30 protein-coding genes are annotated in these 17,588 nt (G+C 34.7%); all 30 read left to right on the top strand.

Annotation, left to right across the window (positions count from 1 at the left end; translation table 11 throughout):
• The first annotated feature begins 3 nt into the window (after window positions 1–3).
• Window positions 4–294, top strand: a complete 291-nt coding sequence (gene rplW / locus N4T20_RS01860; RefSeq protein WP_008464286.1) for a 50S ribosomal protein L23 — start codon at window positions 4–6, stop codon at window positions 292–294.
• 9 nt (window positions 295–303) lie between these two features.
• The gene (rplB, locus tag N4T20_RS01855; RefSeq protein ID WP_008464287.1) at window positions 304–1,128 is read left to right on the top strand and encodes a 50S ribosomal protein L2; all 825 of its coding nucleotides are present in this window, start codon (window positions 304–306) and stop codon (window positions 1,126–1,128) included.
• Between the two features lie 6 nt (window positions 1,129–1,134).
• Window positions 1,135–1,413, top strand: a complete 279-nt coding sequence (gene rpsS / locus N4T20_RS01850) for a 30S ribosomal protein S19 (protein ID WP_008464288.1) — start codon at window positions 1,135–1,137, stop codon at window positions 1,411–1,413.
• Between the two features lie 8 nt (window positions 1,414–1,421).
• Window positions 1,422–1,835, top strand: a complete 414-nt coding sequence (gene rplV / locus N4T20_RS01845; RefSeq protein ID WP_007803631.1) for a 50S ribosomal protein L22 — start codon at window positions 1,422–1,424, stop codon at window positions 1,833–1,835.
• Window positions 1,836–1,840: 5 nt separating this feature from the next.
• A complete protein-coding gene (gene rpsC / locus N4T20_RS01840; protein WP_008464292.1) occupies window positions 1,841–2,599 on the top strand; it encodes a 30S ribosomal protein S3 in 759 nt (252 codons plus the stop codon).
• A gap of 19 nt (window positions 2,600–2,618) precedes the next feature.
• Entirely contained in the window at window positions 2,619–3,044 is a 426-nt protein-coding gene (rplP, locus tag N4T20_RS01835) for a 50S ribosomal protein L16 (RefSeq protein ID WP_008464295.1), read from the top strand.
• A gap of 12 nt (window positions 3,045–3,056) precedes the next feature.
• On the top strand, window positions 3,057–3,248 hold the full coding sequence (rpmC, locus tag N4T20_RS01830) for a 50S ribosomal protein L29 (RefSeq protein ID WP_008464297.1): 192 nt from the start codon (window positions 3,057–3,059) through the stop codon (window positions 3,246–3,248).
• Window positions 3,249–3,265: 17 nt separating this feature from the next.
• The gene (gene rpsQ / locus N4T20_RS01825; RefSeq protein WP_012022485.1) at window positions 3,266–3,526 is read left to right on the top strand and encodes a 30S ribosomal protein S17; all 261 of its coding nucleotides are present in this window, start codon (window positions 3,266–3,268) and stop codon (window positions 3,524–3,526) included.
• A 2-nt stretch (window positions 3,527–3,528) separates the two neighbouring features.
• Window positions 3,529–3,897 (top strand): 50S ribosomal protein L14, encoded by a 369-nt coding sequence (gene rplN, locus N4T20_RS01820; protein WP_007803649.1) that lies wholly within the window; start codon window positions 3,529–3,531, stop codon window positions 3,895–3,897.
• A gap of 11 nt (window positions 3,898–3,908) precedes the next feature.
• Entirely contained in the window at window positions 3,909–4,223 is a 315-nt protein-coding gene (gene rplX, locus N4T20_RS01815) for a 50S ribosomal protein L24 (RefSeq protein WP_026727873.1), read from the top strand.
• A gap of 2 nt (window positions 4,224–4,225) precedes the next feature.
• Window positions 4,226–4,777, top strand: coding sequence for a 50S ribosomal protein L5 (rplE, locus tag N4T20_RS01810; protein WP_008464302.1), 552 nt, complete (start codon window positions 4,226–4,228; stop codon window positions 4,775–4,777).
• 3 nt (window positions 4,778–4,780) lie between these two features.
• Entirely contained in the window at window positions 4,781–5,050 is a 270-nt protein-coding gene (rpsN, locus tag N4T20_RS01805) for a 30S ribosomal protein S14 (protein ID WP_008464305.1), read from the top strand.
• Window positions 5,051–5,128: 78 nt separating this feature from the next.
• Window positions 5,129–5,527 (top strand): 30S ribosomal protein S8, encoded by a 399-nt coding sequence (gene rpsH, locus N4T20_RS01800; protein ID WP_008464306.1) that lies wholly within the window; start codon window positions 5,129–5,131, stop codon window positions 5,525–5,527.
• An 18-nt stretch (window positions 5,528–5,545) separates the two neighbouring features.
• Window positions 5,546–6,088, top strand: a complete 543-nt coding sequence (rplF, locus tag N4T20_RS01795; RefSeq protein WP_260671440.1) for a 50S ribosomal protein L6 — start codon at window positions 5,546–5,548, stop codon at window positions 6,086–6,088.
• A gap of 11 nt (window positions 6,089–6,099) precedes the next feature.
• Window positions 6,100–6,450: a 50S ribosomal protein L18 gene (gene rplR, locus N4T20_RS01790; RefSeq protein WP_008464310.1), complete on the top strand. Its 351-nt coding sequence runs from the start codon at window positions 6,100–6,102 to the stop codon at window positions 6,448–6,450.
• A 3-nt stretch (window positions 6,451–6,453) separates the two neighbouring features.
• Window positions 6,454–6,978 carry a 30S ribosomal protein S5 gene (gene rpsE, locus N4T20_RS01785; protein ID WP_085949269.1) on the top strand — a complete coding sequence of 175 codons (525 nt, stop codon included), beginning with the start codon at window positions 6,454–6,456 and terminating at the stop codon, window positions 6,976–6,978.
• An 11-nt stretch (window positions 6,979–6,989) separates the two neighbouring features.
• Window positions 6,990–7,172 carry a 50S ribosomal protein L30 gene (gene rpmD, locus N4T20_RS01780; RefSeq protein WP_008464315.1) on the top strand — a complete coding sequence of 61 codons (183 nt, stop codon included), beginning with the start codon at window positions 6,990–6,992 and terminating at the stop codon, window positions 7,170–7,172.
• An 11-nt stretch (window positions 7,173–7,183) separates the two neighbouring features.
• A complete protein-coding gene (gene rplO / locus N4T20_RS01775; RefSeq protein WP_260671439.1) occupies window positions 7,184–7,636 on the top strand; it encodes a 50S ribosomal protein L15 in 453 nt (150 codons plus the stop codon).
• A gap of 13 nt (window positions 7,637–7,649) precedes the next feature.
• Window positions 7,650–8,996 (top strand): preprotein translocase subunit SecY, encoded by a 1,347-nt coding sequence (gene secY / locus N4T20_RS01770; protein ID WP_008464318.1) that lies wholly within the window; start codon window positions 7,650–7,652, stop codon window positions 8,994–8,996.
• 7 nt (window positions 8,997–9,003) lie between these two features.
• On the top strand, window positions 9,004–9,219 hold the full coding sequence (gene infA, locus N4T20_RS01765; protein WP_007136545.1) for a translation initiation factor IF-1: 216 nt from the start codon (window positions 9,004–9,006) through the stop codon (window positions 9,217–9,219).
• A gap of 12 nt (window positions 9,220–9,231) precedes the next feature.
• Complete coding sequence (ykgO, locus tag N4T20_RS01760) at window positions 9,232–9,348, top strand: type B 50S ribosomal protein L36 (RefSeq protein ID WP_002987490.1); 117 nt, start codon at window positions 9,232–9,234, stop codon at window positions 9,346–9,348.
• 2 nt (window positions 9,349–9,350) lie between these two features.
• Window positions 9,351–9,725, top strand: a complete 375-nt coding sequence (gene rpsM, locus N4T20_RS01755) for a 30S ribosomal protein S13 (protein ID WP_008464322.1) — start codon at window positions 9,351–9,353, stop codon at window positions 9,723–9,725.
• A gap of 8 nt (window positions 9,726–9,733) precedes the next feature.
• Window positions 9,734–10,117 (top strand): 30S ribosomal protein S11, encoded by a 384-nt coding sequence (gene rpsK / locus N4T20_RS01750; RefSeq protein ID WP_008464324.1) that lies wholly within the window; start codon window positions 9,734–9,736, stop codon window positions 10,115–10,117.
• A 92-nt stretch (window positions 10,118–10,209) separates the two neighbouring features.
• Window positions 10,210–10,815, top strand: a complete 606-nt coding sequence (gene rpsD, locus N4T20_RS01745; protein WP_008464326.1) for a 30S ribosomal protein S4 — start codon at window positions 10,210–10,212, stop codon at window positions 10,813–10,815.
• Between the two features lie 21 nt (window positions 10,816–10,836).
• Window positions 10,837–11,829, top strand: coding sequence for a DNA-directed RNA polymerase subunit alpha (locus N4T20_RS01740; RefSeq protein WP_008464329.1), 993 nt, complete (start codon window positions 10,837–10,839; stop codon window positions 11,827–11,829).
• Window positions 11,830–11,891: 62 nt separating this feature from the next.
• Window positions 11,892–12,383, top strand: a complete 492-nt coding sequence (gene rplQ, locus N4T20_RS01735; protein ID WP_008464331.1) for a 50S ribosomal protein L17 — start codon at window positions 11,892–11,894, stop codon at window positions 12,381–12,383.
• A gap of 245 nt (window positions 12,384–12,628) precedes the next feature.
• Window positions 12,629–13,738: a glutamine-hydrolyzing carbamoyl-phosphate synthase small subunit gene (gene carA / locus N4T20_RS01730; protein ID WP_260671438.1), complete on the top strand. Its 1,110-nt coding sequence runs from the start codon at window positions 12,629–12,631 to the stop codon at window positions 13,736–13,738.
• A gap of 112 nt (window positions 13,739–13,850) precedes the next feature.
• Window positions 13,851–15,143, top strand: coding sequence for a phosphopyruvate hydratase (gene eno, locus N4T20_RS01725; RefSeq protein ID WP_008464336.1), 1,293 nt, complete (start codon window positions 13,851–13,853; stop codon window positions 15,141–15,143).
• 153 nt (window positions 15,144–15,296) lie between these two features.
• Entirely contained in the window at window positions 15,297–16,574 is a 1,278-nt protein-coding gene (locus N4T20_RS01720) for a citrate synthase (RefSeq protein WP_260671437.1), read from the top strand.
• A gap of 62 nt (window positions 16,575–16,636) precedes the next feature.
• Window positions 16,637–17,551, top strand: coding sequence for a dimethylarginine dimethylaminohydrolase family protein (locus N4T20_RS01715; RefSeq protein WP_260671436.1), 915 nt, complete (start codon window positions 16,637–16,639; stop codon window positions 17,549–17,551).
• Window positions 17,552–17,588 lie beyond the last annotated feature (37 nt).

Here is a 17,588-nt window from a genome sequence, read left to right as displayed (position 1 = left end):
AATATGAGCATCATTATTAGACCTATAGTAACGGAAAAAGTAACCAAAGAAAGTGAAGTTCTAAACCGCTTCGGATTCGTTGTAAACAAAAAAGCAAACAAAGTTGAGATTAAGAAAGCTGTAGAAGCTGCTTATGGAGTAACTATCGTTTCTGTTAACACAATGAATGTGAGACCAGATAGATCTACTAAATACACTAAAAGTGGTTTAATCAGTGGAAAGACAAATGCATACAAAAAAGCAATTGTTCAAGTACAAGAAGGAGAAACAATTGATTTTTACAACAATATCTAAGATAGAAAAATGTCAGTAAGAAAATTAAAACCTATTACCCCGGGTCAGCGATTTAGAGTTGTGAATGGTTATGACGCTATTACAACTGATAAGCCGGAACGCTCTTTGATAGCACCGATAAAAAACTCAGGAGGTAGAAATAGTCAAGGAAAGATGACCATGCGTTATACGGGTGGTGGTCACAAGCAGAGATATCGTATTATTGATTTCAAAAGAACTAAAGATGGAATTCCAGCTACAGTGAAATCAATCGAATACGATCCAAATCGTACTGCATTTATCGCTTTATTAGCTTATGCTGATGGAGAGAAAACTTATATTATCGCCCAAAACGGATTGAAAGTTGGTCAGAAATTAGTTTCTGGACCAGAGTCTCAACCAGAGATTGGTAATACTTTGCCTTTAAGCAGAATTCCTCTTGGAACTGTTATATCTTGTATTGAGTTACGTCCAGGACAAGGAGCTGTTATTGCTCGTTCAGCTGGAACTTTTGCTCAGTTAATGGCAAGAGACGGGAAATATGCAACAATCAAAATGCCTTCTGGTGAAACAAGATTGATCTTGTTAACTTGTTCGGCTACAATTGGAGCTGTTTCTAACTCTGACCACCAATTAGTTGTGTCTGGTAAAGCAGGTAGAACAAGATGGTTAGGAAGAAGACCTAGAACTAGACCAGTAGCGATGAACCCTGTTGATCACCCTATGGGAGGTGGTGAAGGACGTTCTTCTGGAGGGCACCCACGTTCAAGAAACGGATTGCCAGCTAAAGGTTACAGAACTCGTTCTAAGAAAAACCCGAGTAACAAGTATATCGTAGAACGTAGAAAGAAATAATAAGATATGGCACGTTCATTAAAAAAAGGACCTTTCGTTCATTATAAATTAGACAAGAAAGTTCAAGAAAACGTAGAAAGTGGTAAAAATGCAGTTGTTAAGACTTGGTCTAGAGCTTCAATGATTACACCAGATTTCGTTGGACAAACTATCGCAGTTCATAACGGTCGTCAATTTGTACCAGTTTACGTAACAGAAAACATGGTAGGTCACAAATTAGGAGAGTTTTCACCAACTAGATCTTTTAGAGGTCATGCTGGAGCAAAAAATAAAGGTAAAAAATAAAAGAAGCAATGGGAGTTCGTAAAAGAGAAACAGCAGATGCGAGAAAAGAGGCTAATAAGTCTATCGCTTTCGCAAAATTGAATAACTGCCCTACTTCACCTAGAAAAATGCGCTTAGTAGCGGACTTGGTAAGAGGTCAGAAGGTAGAAAGAGCACTTAACATTTTAAGATTCAGTTCTAAAGAAGCTTCAAGAAAATTAGAAAAACTATTATTATCTGCAATCAATAACTGGGAGCAAAAAAATAGTGAAGGTAATTTAGAAGAGGCTGGATTATTTGTTAAAGAGATCAGAGTAGATGGTGGAATGATGTTAAAAAGACTTCGTCCAGCTCCACAAGGTCGTGCACACAGAATAAGAAAACGTTCTAATCACGTAACAATCGTGCTTGGAGCTATCAATAACACACAAAGCAATTCTTAAGCAGCATGGGACAAAAGACAAATCCAATTGGAAATAGACTTGGTATCATCAGAGGATGGGACTCAAACTGGTATGGTGGAAATGATTACGGCGATAAATTAGCTGAAGATCACAAAATCAGAAAGTATATCCACGCTCGTTTATCAAAAGCTAGTGTATCAAAAGTAATCATCGAGAGAACTTTGAAACTTGTAACCGTTACTATCACTACTGCTAGACCTGGTATCATTATCGGAAAAGGCGGACAAGAGGTAGACAAGTTGAAAGAAGAACTTAAGAAAGTTACTGACAAAGAGGTTCAAATTAACATCTTTGAAATTAAAAGACCTGAGCTAGATGCTTATCTTGTGGCTACAAGCATCGCTCGTCAAATCGAAAGCCGTATTTCTTACAGACGTGCAATCAAAATGGCTATTGCTGCTTCTATGCGTATGAACGCTGAAGGTATCAAAGTTTTGATTTCTGGTCGTTTGAATGGTGCAGAGATGGCACGTTCAGAAGGTTTCAAAGAAGGTAGAATTCCTCTATCAACTTTCAGAGCTGACATTGATTATGCTTTGGCTGAAGCTCACACTACTTACGGTAGAATGGGTATCAAAGTATGGATCATGAAAGGTGAAGTTTACGGTAAGAGAGAACTTTCTCCACTTGCTGGAATGGATAAAAAACAATCTGGTACAGGTGGTGGAAAAGGTGGAGATGCTCCTAGAGGCAAATCTAACTTTAATAAAGGTGGAAAACCAGACGCTCGTAAAAGAAAGTAAATTTTTAAACTAAAGAAAAATGTTACAGCCTAAAAGAACAAAATACCGTAAGGTACAAAAAGGTAGAATGAAGGGTAACTCTCAAAGAGGGCATGAACTTTCAAATGGAATGTTTGGTATTAAATCTGTACATGAAGATGGAATGTTCTTAACATCTCGTCAAATCGAAGCTGCACGTATCGCTGCAACTCGTTACATGAAGAGAGAAGGACAATTGTGGATTAAAATTTTCCCAGACAAACCTATCACTAAGAAGCCTCTTGAAGTACGTATGGGTAAAGGTAAAGGAGCAGTTGAATATTGGGCTGCTGTTGTTAAACCAGGAAGAATTATGTTTGAAGTTGGAGGGGTTCCATTGTCAGTTGCAAAAGAGGCATTACGTCTTGCAGCTCAAAAACTTCCAGTAAAAACTAAGTTCGTCGTTGCTAGAGATTTCGAAGCATAATTTATATTTATTATGAAACAATCAGAAATAAAAGATCTTTCTGCAGCGGAGTTGCAAGAAAAGCTTAGTCAAACTAAGAAAGTATATGCTGACCTAAAAATGGCTCATGCTATTTCTCCAATTGCTAACCCACTTCAAATTAGAAGCGTTAGAAGAACAGTTGCAAGATTGGCTACAGAGTTAACTAAAAGAGAGTTACAATAATTGTATTCTGCTGAAAGATGGAAGAAAAAAGAAATTTAAGAAAAGAAAGAATAGGTGTTGTTACTTCAAATAAGATGGATAAATCTATCGTTATTTCTGAAGTAAGAAAAGTAAAACACCCATTATACGGTAAGTTCGTGTTGAAAACTAAGAAATATGTTGCACACGACGAAACAAACGACTGTAACATTGGAGATACTGTAAGAATTAGCGAAACGCGTCCTTTAAGTAAAACAAAATGTTGGAGATTAGTTGAAATCTTAGAAAGAGCTAAATAATTATGGTACAACAAGAATCAAGACTAAAAGTAGCAGATAACACGGGAGCTAAAGAAGTTTTAACTATTCGTGTTTTAGGAGGTACTAAAAGAAGATATGCCTCTGTTGGTGACAAAATTGTAGTTTCTATCAAAGATGCAACTCCAAACGGAAACGTGAAAAAAGGAGCTGTTTCAACTGCAGTTGTTGTGCGTACTAAAAAAGAAGTGAGAAGAGCTGATGGTTCTTATATCCGTTTCGATGACAATGCATGTGTTCTTTTGAATGCTGCAGGGGAAATGAGAGGAACTCGTGTTTTTGGTCCGGTAGCAAGAGAACTTCGTGAAAAACAATTCATGAAAATTGTATCATTAGCACCAGAAGTGCTTTAATTCGTTTTAAGATGATAAAGCTAAAAATAAAATCAGGAGATATCGTAAGAGTTATTGCTGGAGACCATAAAGGTGCTGAAGGTAAAGTTTTACGTGTTTACCGTGAAAAAAACAAAGCGATCGTTGAAGGTGTAAACATGGTTTCTAAACATACTAAACCAAGTGCTAAAAACCCTCAAGGTGGTATCGTTAAGAAAGAAGCTTCTATTCAAATTTCTAACATTGCTTTAATTGATCCTAAAACTAAGGAAACAACTAGAGTAGGTATTAGAGTAGAAGGAGATAAGAAAGTAAGATTTTCAAAAAAATCTAATCAAGTACTATAGTAATGGCATATACACCTAGACTAAAAGAAGAATATAAGAGTAGAGTGATCTCTGCTCTTAAAGAAGAGTTCGGATATACAAACGTAATGCAAGTTCCTAAACTTGAAAAAATCGTTTTGAGCCGTGGAGTTGGTGCAGCTGTATCTGATAAAAAACTTATTGACTATGCGGTTGATGAGTTAACAAAGATCACTGGACAAAAAGCAGTATCTACAATTTCTAAGAAAGACGTTGCGTCTTTCAAATTGAGAAAAGGGATGCCAATTGGAGCAAAAGTAACTTTACGTGGAGAAAGAATGTATGAGTTTTTAGATAGACTTATCACTTCTGCTTTACCACGTGTTAGAGATTTCAATGGTATTAAAGCTACTGGTTTTGACGGAAGAGGTAACTACAATCTTGGAGTTTTAGAGCAAATCATTTTCCCAGAAATTGATATTGACAAAGTAAACAAAATTTCAGGAATGGATATTACATTTGTTACTACTGCAAAAACAGACAAGGAAGCAAAGTCATTATTGGCTGAATTAGGATTACCTTTTAAAAAGAATTAAGACATGGCTAAAGAATCAATGAAAGCCCGCGAGGTGAAAAGAGAGAAAACGGTAGCTAAGTATGCTGAGAAGAGAAAAGCTTTATTAGAAGCTGGAGACTACGAAGGATTACAAAGATTACCTAAAAATGCTTCACCAGTTCGTTTACACAATCGTTGTAAGTTAACAGGTAGACCTAGAGGTTATATCCGTCAATTCGGTATTTCACGTGTAACTTTCCGTGAAATGGCTAACAATGGATTAATTCCTGGTGTGAAAAAAGCCAGCTGGTAATTTAAAAAAGTTTATAAATTGATTAAAGGTTCAGGAGGCAGGGTGCTTCCTGAAAACCATAATCGCAATCAAATACATATGTATACAGATCCTATTGCAGATTATTTGACTAGAGTTCGTAACGCTGTGGCTGCAAACCACAAAGTTGTTGAGATTCCAGCATCTAATCTAAAAAAAGAAATAACTAAGATCTTATTTGATCAAGGTTACATCTTAAGTTACAAATTTGAGCAGAACACAGTTCAAGGTTCTATCAAAATTGCTTTGAAGTATGATAAAGATACTAAAGAGCCTGTAATTAAAGATATTCAAAGAATTAGTAAACCTGGTTTACGTAAGTACGCAGGTGCTGCCAAATTACCAAGAATCCTTAACGGATTAGGAATTGCTATCGTTTCTACATCAAAAGGCTTGATGACTGGAAAACAAGCGAAGCAGTTAAATGTTGGTGGTGAAGTAATTTGTTACGTATACTAATTTTAAACACTAGATAAGATGTCAAGAATAGGTAAAAGCCCAATTGTAATTCCTGCTGGTGTGACTGTTGAAGTTAAAGACGGTAGTGTTACAGTAAAAGGAAAAAAAGGTCAACTAACTCAGGAGTTTTCGGACGTAACTGTAAAAGTTGAAGGTGATCAAATCGTAGTAGAAAGATCGTCTGATTATAAAGACCAAAGAGCAAAACACGGATTATACAGAGCATTAATCAGTAATATGATTGTTGGTGTATCTGAAGGTTTTACAAAAGAACTTGAATTAGTTGGAGTTGGTTATAGAGCTTCAAACCAAGGTCAAAAGTTAGATTTAGCTCTTGGATATTCTCACAATATTGTTTTAGAAATTGCTCCAGAAGTATCTTTAGAAACAATATCTGAAAAAGGTAAGAACCCAATCGTAAAATTAACATCATTTGATAAACAACTTTTAGGACAAGTTGCTGCGAAAATCAGAGGTTTCCGTAAGCCAGAGCCATACAAAGGAAAAGGTGTTAAATTTGTGGGTGAAGTATTAAGAAGAAAAGCAGGTAAATCAGCTTAAAATATAAGATTATGTCATTAACAAAATCTGAAAGAAGACAGAGAATTAAATTCAGAATTAGAAAATCGGTTAGTGGTACTGCTGCAAGACCTAGACTTTCTGTTTTTAGAAGTAATAAAGAAATTTACGCTCAAATCATTGATGATGTAAATGGAGTTACTATCTTAGCTGCATCTTCTAGAGAAAAAGAAATAGGAAAAGGTACTAACGTTGAAGTAGCTGCTGCTGTTGGAAAACTAGTTGCAGAGAAAGCGTTAAAAGCTGGGATTGATACCATCACTTTTGACAGAGGTGGATATTTATATCACGGTCGTATTAAATCATTAGCAGAAGGCGCAAGAGCCGCTGGACTTAAATTCTAATATATTATGTCTAAATACAAAAATGTAGAATTGGTAAAACCTAGTGGTCTTGAATTAAAAGATCGTCTAGTTAGTGTTAATCGTGTTACTAAAGTTACAAAAGGTGGTAGAGCTTTCGGTTTTTCTGCTATTGTAGTTGTAGGTGATGAAAATGGAGTAGTTGGTCACGGATTAGGAAAATCTAAAGACGTTTCTGAAGCAATTGCGAAAGCAGTAGAAGATGCTAAGAAAAACTTAGTAAGAATTCCTTTGAATGGACAATCTGTTCCTCACGAACAAAAAGGTAAATTTGGTGGTGCACGCGTATTCTTAATTCCAGCGTCTCATGGTACTGGAGTTATTGCTGGTGGAGCTGTTCGTTCAGTTCTTGAGTCAGTAGGTATTCACGATGTATTGTCTAAATCTCAAGGATCATCAAATCCGCATAACGTAGTAAAAGCAACTTTTGATGCTTTATTGCAAATGAGAAGCGCTCACACTGTTGCAAAACAAAGAGGTGTTTCTTTAGAGAAAGTTTTTAAAGGTTAATTCAGGAAATTATGGCTAAATTATTAGTAAAACAAGTAAGAAGCAAAATCAACTGTCCTCTTTCTCAAAAAAGAGGGTTGGAAGCTTTAGGTCTACGTAAAATTGGACAAGTTGTGGAGCATGAGTCAAATCCTGCTATCCTTGGGATGATAAACAAAGTTAAACACTTAGTTTCTGTTGAAGAAGCTAAATAACAAATACTGTTATGAATTTAAGTAACTTACAACCTGCTGAAGGATCTACACACAATCAAAATAAAAGATTAGGTAGAGGAGAAGGCTCTGGAAAAGGTGGTACTGCTGCACGTGGACACAAAGGAGCTAAATCTCGTTCTGGATATTCTAAAAAGATTGGTTTCGAAGGAGGGCAAATGCCACTTCAAAGACGTGTTCCTAAGTTTGGTTTCAAAAACATCAATCGTAAAGAATACGAAGGTGTTAATTTAGATACTCTTCAATTATTAGTTGACAATGGTGCAATTACTGATTCTGTTTCTATGGCAGATTTCGTAGCAAATCGTTTGGCTTCTAAAAATGAAATCGTTAAGATTTTAGGTAGAGGAGAATTGAAAGCAAAATTAAAAGTAACTGCCCACAAATTTACTGCTACTGCAAAAGCTGCTATTGAAGCTGCTGGTGGAGAGGCTGTAACTATATAACTTATCTATTAAGATGAAGAAATTTATTGAATCAATAAGTAATGTTTGGAAAATCGAAGAACTAAAAAATAGAATCTTAATTACTTTAGGATTACTTTTAGTATATCGTTTTGGAGCACACGTTACGCTTCCTGGAATTGACGCAACGCAATTGACTGGTTTAGCGGGACAAACTAAAAATGGTCTAGGATCTATCCTAGATATGTTCACCGGGGGTGCTTTCTCTAAGGCTTCAGTTTTTGCCTTAGGTATCATGCCTTATATTTCTGCGTCTATTGTTGTTCAGTTGATGGGGATTGCGATTCCATATTTACAAAAACTTCAAAATGATGGGGAAAGTGGTAGAAAAAAGATTAATCAAATCACTCGTTGGTTGACAATCGCTATCACATTGGTTCAAGGTCCAACTTATATCTATAATTTATACAGAACATTGCCTAGTAATGCATTTTTGCTAGGCTTTAATTCACCTGAATTTTTGTTCTCGTCAGTTATCATTTTAGTTACTGGTACAATTTTTGCTATGTGGCTTGGTGAGAAAATTACAGATAAAGGTATTGGAAATGGTATTTCATTGTTAATTATGGTTGGTATTTTAGCTCGTTTACCACAAGCTTTTATCCAAGAGTTTACAACTCGTGTTACCAATAACAATGGAGGTCCAATGTTATTAGTTATTGAAATTATTGTGTGGCTGTTAGTTATCATTTCTTGTGTATTGCTTACAATGGCAGTACGTAAAATCCCAGTACAGTATGCTCGTCGTACGACAACTGGAGATTACGAACAAGATTTGGCAGGAGGTAATAGACAATGGATTCCTCTAAAGCTTAATGCTTCTGGAGTTATGCCAATCATTTTTGCTCAGGCAATTATGTTTATCCCTGCAGCTGTGGCTGGATTGTCTAAATCAGATACATCACAATCTATTGTTGGTGCATTTAGTAATATGTTTGGTTTCTGGTATAATTTTGTTTTTGCAACTTTAATTATTGTATTTACATTTTTTTATACTGCAATCACCGTTCCTACTAACAAAATGGCTGATGATTTAAAAAGAAGCGGTGGTTTTATTCCAGGCGTTCGTCCAGGAGCAGAAACTTCTGATTTCCTTGATAAAGTGATGTCTTTAATAACTTTCCCAGGATCTTTATTCCTTGCTTTGATTGCTGTGTTCCCAGCTATTGTTGTAAGTATTATGGATGTACAACAATCTTGGGCAATGTTTTTTGGAGGTACCTCATTAATAATTATGGTTGGTGTTGCAATAGATACTATTCAACAGATCAATTCATACTTGTTAAATAAACATTATGATGGTTTAATGAAGACTGGTAAAAATAGAAAAGCGGTAGCTTAATATATTTATGGCAAAACAATCAGCAATAGAACAAGACGGATCAATTATAGAAGCATTATCAAATGCAATGTTCCGTGTAGAGTTAGAAAATGGACATATTGTAATTGCTCATATTTCTGGTAAAATGCGAATGCATTACATCAAATTATTACCTGGTGATAAAGTGAAACTAGAAATGAGTCCTTACGATTTGTCAAAAGCAAGAATTACTTATCGATATTAAAGGATATTCACTATGAAAGTTAGAGCATCAGTAAAAAAGAGAAGTGCCGAGTGCATTATCGTGCGTAGAAAAGGGAGACTGTACGTAATAAACAAAAAGAATCCTAGATTTAAACAAAGACAAGGATAATTATGGCAAGAATAGCAGGGGTAGATATCCCAAAAAACAAAAGAGGTGTTATTGCACTTACCTATATTTTCGGATTAGGAAAAAGTAGAGCTATTGAGATTTTGGAAAAAGCTCAAGTAAGCCAAGATAAAAAAGTTCAAGATTGGAATGACGATGAAATCGGAGCAATTCGTGAAGCTGTTTCATTTTACAAAATTGAAGGAGAATTACGTTCTGAAATTTCTTTAAATATTAAACGTTTAATGGATATTGGATGTTACAGAGGTATTCGTCACAGATCTGGTCTTCCATTAAGAGGACAAAGAACTAAAAACAACTCAAGAACAAGAAAAGGTAAAAGAAAAACTGTTGCTAACAAGAAAAAAGCAACTAAATAATAAGTAATATGGCTAAAGCAACTGCAAAAAAACGTAAAGTTATCGTTGAATCAACGGGTGAGGCTCATATTTCTGCCACTTTTAATAACATTATTATTTCTTTGACTAATAAGAAAGGTGAAGTTATCTCTTGGTCTTCAGCTGGTAAAATGGGTTTCAGAGGTTCTAAAAAGAACACTCCTTATGCAGCTCAAATGGCAGCAGAAGATTGCACTAAAGTAGCACTTGAGGCAGGACTTAAAAAAGTGAAAGTTTATGTAAAAGGACCAGGTAACGGACGTGAGTCTGCTATCCGTTCTATTCATAACGGTGGAATTGAAGTTACTGAAATTATTGATGTTACTCCAATGCCACACAACGGATGTCGTCCTCCAAAAAGACGTAGAGTTTAATTTTTTATTTTTATAGTATAAACAAGGTAGAACATAGATTATCGAAGGATTAGACCTGAATTCATAATTTCTACCTTAAAATTTTTTTTAAAATGGCAAGATATACTGGTCCTAAAACCAAAATCGCTCGTAAATTTGGCGAGGCAATCTTCGGAGATGATAAATCTTTCGAAAAAAGAAATTACCCACCTGGACAACACGGGATGGCTAAAAAAAGAGGAAAAAAATCTGAGTACGCTGTTCAGTTAATGGAAAAGCAAAAAGCTAAATATTCTTATGGAATTTTAGAAAAACAATTCAGAAATTTATTCGAAAAAGCATCAGCGACTAAAGGAGTAACTGGTGAAGTTCTATTACAATTATGCGAAGCAAGATTAGATAATGTTGTTTTTAGAATGGGAATTGCTCCATCTAGAAGAGGTGCGCGTCAAATCGTTTCTCACAGACACATTACTGTAAATGGAGAGGTTGTTAATATTCCTTCTTACCACCTTAAGCCTGGTGATAAAGTTGCAGTTCGTGAAAAATCTAAATCTTTAGAAGCTATCGAACGTTCTTTATCAAATTCAAGTCATGTTTATGAATGGATTACTTGGAACAATGATCTTAAAGAGGGAACTTTCGTTTCTGTACCTGCAAGACTTCAAATTCCAGAAAACATTAAAGAACAATTAATCGTAGAGTTGTACAACAAATAATAATTGACTTAGTCGAAATTTATGGCAATATTTAATTTTCAAAAGCCCGATAAAGTTATCATGATCGATTCAACCGATTTTGAAGGTAAATTTGAATTTAGACCTTTAGAACCTGGTTACGGATTGACAGTTGGTAATGCACTTAGAAGAGTTTTGCTTTCAGCGTTAGAAGGTTATGCAATTACATCTGTTCGTATCGAAGGTGTAGATCATGAGTTTTCTACTATTTCAGGTGTTGTTGAGGATGTTACAGAAATTATCCTTAATCTAAAACAAGTACGTTTCAAACGTCAGATTGAAGATATCGATAATGAATCAGTTACTATTTCTGTTTCTGGTAAAGATCAATTAACAGCAGGTGATTTTCAAAAATTTATCTCAGGTTTTCAAGTTCTGAACCCAGACCTTGTGATCTGTAATTTAGATTCTAAAATCAAATTGAACTTCGATTTAACTATCGAAAAAGGTAGAGGATACGTTCCTGCTGAAGAGAACAAAAAACAGAATGCTGCAATTGGAACAATTTTTACAGATTCTATTTTTACTCCGGTAAAAAATGTAAAATATGCAATCGAAAATTTCCGTGTAGAGCAAAAAACAGATTACGAAAAATTAGTTTTTGAAATCAAAACAGATGGATCTATCAATCCAAAAGATGCTCTTACTGAAGCTGCTAAAGTTTTAATTCACCATTTCATGTTATTCTCTGACGAAAGAATTACACTTGAGGCTGACGAAATTGCACAAACAGAATCGTATGATGAAGAGTCATTGCATATGAGACAATTGCTTAAAACTAAGCTTGTTGATATGGATTTATCTGTGAGAGCATTAAATTGCTTGAAAGCGGCTGAAGTTGATACACTTGGTGATTTAGTATCGTTCAATAAAAATGACCTAATGAAATTCCGTAATTTTGGAAAAAAATCTTTAACTGAGCTTGATGAACTTGTTGCAGTGAAGAATTTAACTTTCGGAATGGATTTAGCTAAATACAAATTAGATAAAGAATAATTTACTTCATATTTTGCTCTCCATGGTGGATTGTAGCAAGATGAAGATAAAAAAAACACGTCATGAGACACGGAAAAAAATTCAACCACTTAAGCAGACAGACTGGACATAGAAAAGCTATGTTAGCTAATATGGCTTGTTCTCTTATCGAGCACAAACGTATTAACACTACTGTTGCTAAAGCTAAAGCGCTTAAACAATTTGTTGAGCCTTTAATTACAAAATCAAAAGAGGATACGACTCATAATCGTCGTATTGTTTTTGCTTACTTACGTAACAAATACGCTGTAACTGATTTGTTCAGAGATGTTGCTGCTAAAGTAGGTGACCGTCCAGGTGGATACACTCGTATCATTAAAGTTGGAAATCGTTTGGGAGATAACGCTGATATGGCGATGATCGAACTTGTTGACTTCAATGAACTTTACAACGGAGGTAAAAAAGAAGTTAAAAAAGCGAAAAGCCGTCGTGGTGGTAAAGCTAAAAAAGCTGAAACTGCTGCTCCTGAAGCCCCTGCTGCTGAATCAGAAACGACTACTGAAGCTTCTGAATAATTATGAAAGTAATCATTCTATAAAAATCAAGGATAAACTAATTTTTAGTTTATCCTTTTTTTTTGATTTTTTTGAAACTATAGAAATGTAACTTTTTTAAAATGATAGGTTTTATTTTTACGAGTGAAAGTTTTAAAAAATCTTGGAAGGGCTATTTTAAAGAAGTAAATTTGCAAAATTCTAATTACACTTAAAACCTTTATTGGGTTTTATAACTTGATTAAAAAAACAATACAAATTAAATAATGAAATACACAACACGACAAAGCGCCATTTTATTACTTAGTGACGGAACAATCTTTCACGGAAAATCTATCGGAATCAGCGGTAAAACTTTTGGTGAAGTTTGTTTTAATACTGGAATGACTGGGTATCAGGAAATTTTTACTGATCCTTCTTATTTTGGGCAAATAATGGTTGCTACAAATACACACATCGGAAACTATGGTGTTAATGATTCTGAGGTGGAATCTGATAGTATTAAAATTGCCGGTTTAGTTTGTAAAAACTTCAGTTTTAATTATTCTAGAGAAAATGCTTCTGGAAGTTTAGAAGACTATTTTGCTAAACAAAATTTAATCTGTATTTCTGATGTAGATACTCGTGCACTTGTAAGTTACATTCGTGATAACGGTGCTATGAATGCTGTTATTTGTACAGATGGAACTTCTATTGAAGACTTGAAAAAAGAATTGGCCAATGTGCCAAATATGGAAGGGTTGGAGTTGGCGTCAAAAGTTTCTACTAAAGAGCCATATTTCTTTGGAGATGAAAATGCTACTTACAAAATCTCGGCATTAGATCTTGGTATCAAAATGAATATCTTGAGAAATCTTGCTAAAAGAGATTGTTATATTAAGGTTTACCCTTTCGACTCAACTTATAAAGATATGTCTGAGTTCAATCCTGATGGGTATTTCTTATCAAATGGCCCTGGAGACCCAGATCCTTTATTCGGAGCGATTCAGGTTGCAAAAGAAATTTTAGCTGATAATAAACCTTTGTTTGGAATCTGTTTAGGACACCAAGTAATTGGTCTTGCAAATGGAGTTGAAACTTATAAAATGTTTAACGGACACCGAGGAATTAATCACCCAGTTAAAAACCTGATTACAGGTAAAGGTGAAATAACTTCTCAAAATCATGGTTTTGCCGTTAAGAGAGAGCAGTTGGAGAATCACCCAGAGTTAGAAATTACTCATGTTCATTTGAATGATGGTACTGTTGCGGGAATGCGTATGAAAAATAAAAATTGCTTTTCAGTACAATATCACCCAGAGGCTAGTCCTGGACCACATGATTCGTCATATTTGTTTGACCAATTTGTAGAGAATATTAAAAGTAGCAAAGTCTAAAACGATGTAGTTAATAAATAAACGGGTTTAATGACTAAACCTCGTTTATAGTATTAAATATTTTTATAATTTCGAAAAAAAAAATATAATTTATTAATAAAAAACAAAAATAATGAGTATTATAATTAAAGTTCACGCAAGACAAATTCTTGATTCTAGAGGTAATCCTACTATTGAAGTTGATGTAGTAACTGAAAATGGAGTTTTAGGTAGAGCTGCTGTTCCATCTGGAGCATCGACTGGAGAGCACGAAGCTGTTGAATTACGTGATGGAGGTAAAGCTTATCTAGGTAAAGGTGTTTTGAATGCAGTGAATAATGTAAATACTATTATTGCTGAAGAATTAGTTGGGACTTCTGTTTTCGAGCAAAACACAATTGACCAATTAATGATTGATTTAGATGGTACTCCAAACAAATCTAAATTAGGAGCTAATGCTATTTTAGGTGTTTCTTTGGCTGCTGCAAAAGCTGCTGCTAACGAACTTGGTTTGCCATTATACAGATACGTAGGTGGTGTTTCTGCTAATACACTTCCTGTGCCGATGATGAACATCATCAATGGTGGTTCTCATTCTGATGCGCCTATTGCGTTTCAAGAGTTTATGATTTTCCCAGTAAAAGCAACTTCTTTTACGCACGCTATGCAAATGGGTACTGAAATTTTTCACAACTTGAAAAAAGTATTGCACGATAGAGGTTTAAGTACGGCTGTAGGTGATGAAGGAGGTTTTGCTCCAAACTTGGCTGGCGGAACTGAAGATGCTTTAGATACTATCAAATTAGCAGTTGAAAAAGCAGGATATTCTTTCGGTGACGAAATTATGATTGCTCTTGACTGCGCTGCTTCTGAGTTTTATGTAAACGGTAAATACGATTACACTAAATTTGAAGGAGAAACTGGAAAAATCAGAACTTCTGCTGAGCAAGCTGAATACTTAGCTGAACTTGCTGCTAAATATCCTATCATTTCTATCGAAGACGGTATGTACGAAGATGATTGGGATGGATGGAAAGCTTTAACTGAAAAAATCGGTGATAAAGTACAATTAGTCGGTGATGATTTATTTGTTACTAATGTTGCTCGTTTGTCAACTGGTATTGAAAAAGGAATTGCTAATTCAATTTTAGTAAAAGTAAACCAAATTGGTACTTTAACTGAAACTATTGCAGCTGTAAATATGGCGAAAAATGCTGGATATACATCTGTAATGTCTCACCGTTCTGGAGAAACTGAAGATAATACAATTGCAGACTTAGCTGTAGCTTTAAACTGTGGTCAAATTAAAACAGGTTCTGCTTCTCGTTCTGACCGTATGGCTAAATACAACCAGTTATTGAGAATTGAAGAAGAACTTGGAAGTACTGCTTATTTCCCTGGTTTAAATGCTTTTAAAATCAAATAATTCTACAAATTATATATTGGAAAAAACCATCCGTTGTCGCGGATGGTTTTTTTTTGGACTTTTAACAAATTCATAGCAGTATTCTTTTTTTAATTAGTCTTAAATTCATTAGATTTGATAAATTATTATTTAAAGAATTATTTCCAGTATATTATGTCAAAAATAGCTACATTAGAAATAGATGGTAAAAAGGTTGAGCTTCCAGTAATCACAGGGAGCGAAAACGAATCAGCTATCGATATCAACAAATTACGTGATTTAACAGGTTATATTACACTTGATCCAGGTTATAAGAATTCAGGATCTTGTACAAGTGAAATCACTTTCCTAGATGGAGAAGAAGGAATTTTGCGTTACAGAGGGTATTCAATCGAAGATCTTGCTGAAAAAGCTAGTTTTTTAGAAGTTTCATTTCTTTTGATTTTTGGTGAATTGCCTACGGCTGCACAATTAGAAGATTTTGAAAATGGCATTAAAAAACATTCTTTGGTAAACGAAGAAATGAAAAATATCATTGACGGTTTCCCTAAAACAGCTCACCCAATGGGAGTGTTATCTGCTTTAACAAGTGCTTTAACAGCTTTTAATCCTAAAGCAGTTAATGTTGATAACGAAAAAGAAATGTATGAAGCTATTTGCAAAACAATGGCAAAATTTTTAGTGATTGCTACATGGACTTACAGAAAATCTATGGGTTATCCTTTAAATTACTATGATAACACAAAAGGTTATGTAGAAAGTTTCATGCAATTAATGTTTAAATTGCCAACAGGACCTTATGCTGCAAATCCAGTAATCGTAAATGCGTTAGATAAATTGTTTATTCTTCACGCTGATCACGAGCAAAACTGTTCTACTTCTACGGTTAGAATGGTAGGTTCTTCTCATGCCGGTTTATTTGCTTCAGTTTCTGCAGGAGTTTCTGCGCTTTGGGGACCTCTTCATGGAGGTGCAAACCAAGCGGTACTTGAAATGCTTGAAGAAATTAACAAAGACGGTGGAGATACAGATAAGTTCTTAGCAAAAGCAAAAGACAAAAACGATCCATTCCGTTTAATGGGATTCGGGCACAGAGTGTATAAAAACTTTGATCCAAGAGCTAAAATCATCAAGAAAGCGGCGACAGAAGTTTTAGAGACTCTAGGTGTTGAAGATCCGATTTTAGAGATTGCAAGAAAACTTGAAAAAGCGGCTCTTGAAGATGAGTACTTCAAATCAAGAAACTTATATCCAAATGTTGATTTCTACTCTGGAATTATTTATAGAGCTTTAGGAATTCCAACTGATATGTTTACTGTTATGTTTGCTATTGGAAGACTACCAGGCTGGATTGCGCAATGGAAAGAAATGCGTGAAAATAAAGAGCCAATTGGAAGACCAAGACAAATTTATACAGGACATCCTTTACGAGAGTTTAAGTCTAATAAATAAAAAACGAAAGCTTCACTTTACTGTGAAGCTTTTTTTATATTTGCTCAAAATATAATAGAGTTATGTTGCAATTAAATGTAAAGAACGAAACGTCTCGACTTCGTGCTGTAGTTTTGGGTTCTGCTGTTCATAATGGTCCAACTCCAACTATAGAAGAGGCTTATGACCCTAAATCATTGGAACATATTAAGGCAGGAACTTATCCTGTCGAAAAAGATATGGTTGCTGAAATGGATGCTTTTAATGCAGTTTTTCAGAAATACGATGTAACTGTTTATCGCCCAGAAATGATCGAAAATTATAATCAGATTTTTGCTCGTGATATTGGGTTTGTGATTGACGATGTTTTTGTAAAATCTAATATTCTGCCAGACAGAGAACGTGAGTTAGATGCTATTCAATATGTAATAGATCAGATTGATCCATTAAAAGTGGTTCGCCCTCCAGAAGAAGTTCATATAGAAGGGGGAGATGTCATGCTATGGAATGATCATATTTTTATAGGGACTTATAAAGGAAGCGATTATAAAGATTACATTACCGCAAGAACCAATATGCATGGCGTAAATTATATTAAGTCGCTATTTCCGAATAAAATTGTGAAAGAGTTTGATCTGGTAAAATCTAAATTAGAGGCGAGAGATAATGCTTTGCATTTAGATTGCTGTTTTCAGCCTGTTGGAAAAAATAAAGGTATTATTTATAAAAGAGGCTTTCGCGAAGAGGCAGATTACCTTTATTTAGTAAAACTGTTCGGAAAAGAAAATTTATTTCATATTGAAAGAAATGAAATGTATAATATGTTTTCGAATGTGTTTTCAATTGATGAAAATGTGGTGGTTTCTGAAAAGAATTTTACAAGATTGAATAACTGGCTTCGTGAAAATGGTTTTACGGTTGAAGAGATTCCGTATGCTGAAATTTCAAAACAAGAAGGTCTGTTAAGATGTTCAACATTACCATTAATTAGAGATTAAAAAAAATCGTTTCAAATTTTATGTTTCGCTTTTTCAG

Origin of the sequence: Flavobacterium sp. TR2 (genome assembly GCF_025252405.1) — a bacterium.
Classification (GTDB): domain Bacteria; phylum Bacteroidota; class Bacteroidia; order Flavobacteriales; family Flavobacteriaceae; genus Flavobacterium.
The sequence above is the reverse complement of the archived record's forward strand: the minus strand, read 5'-3'. Positions and strand labels throughout refer to the sequence as shown.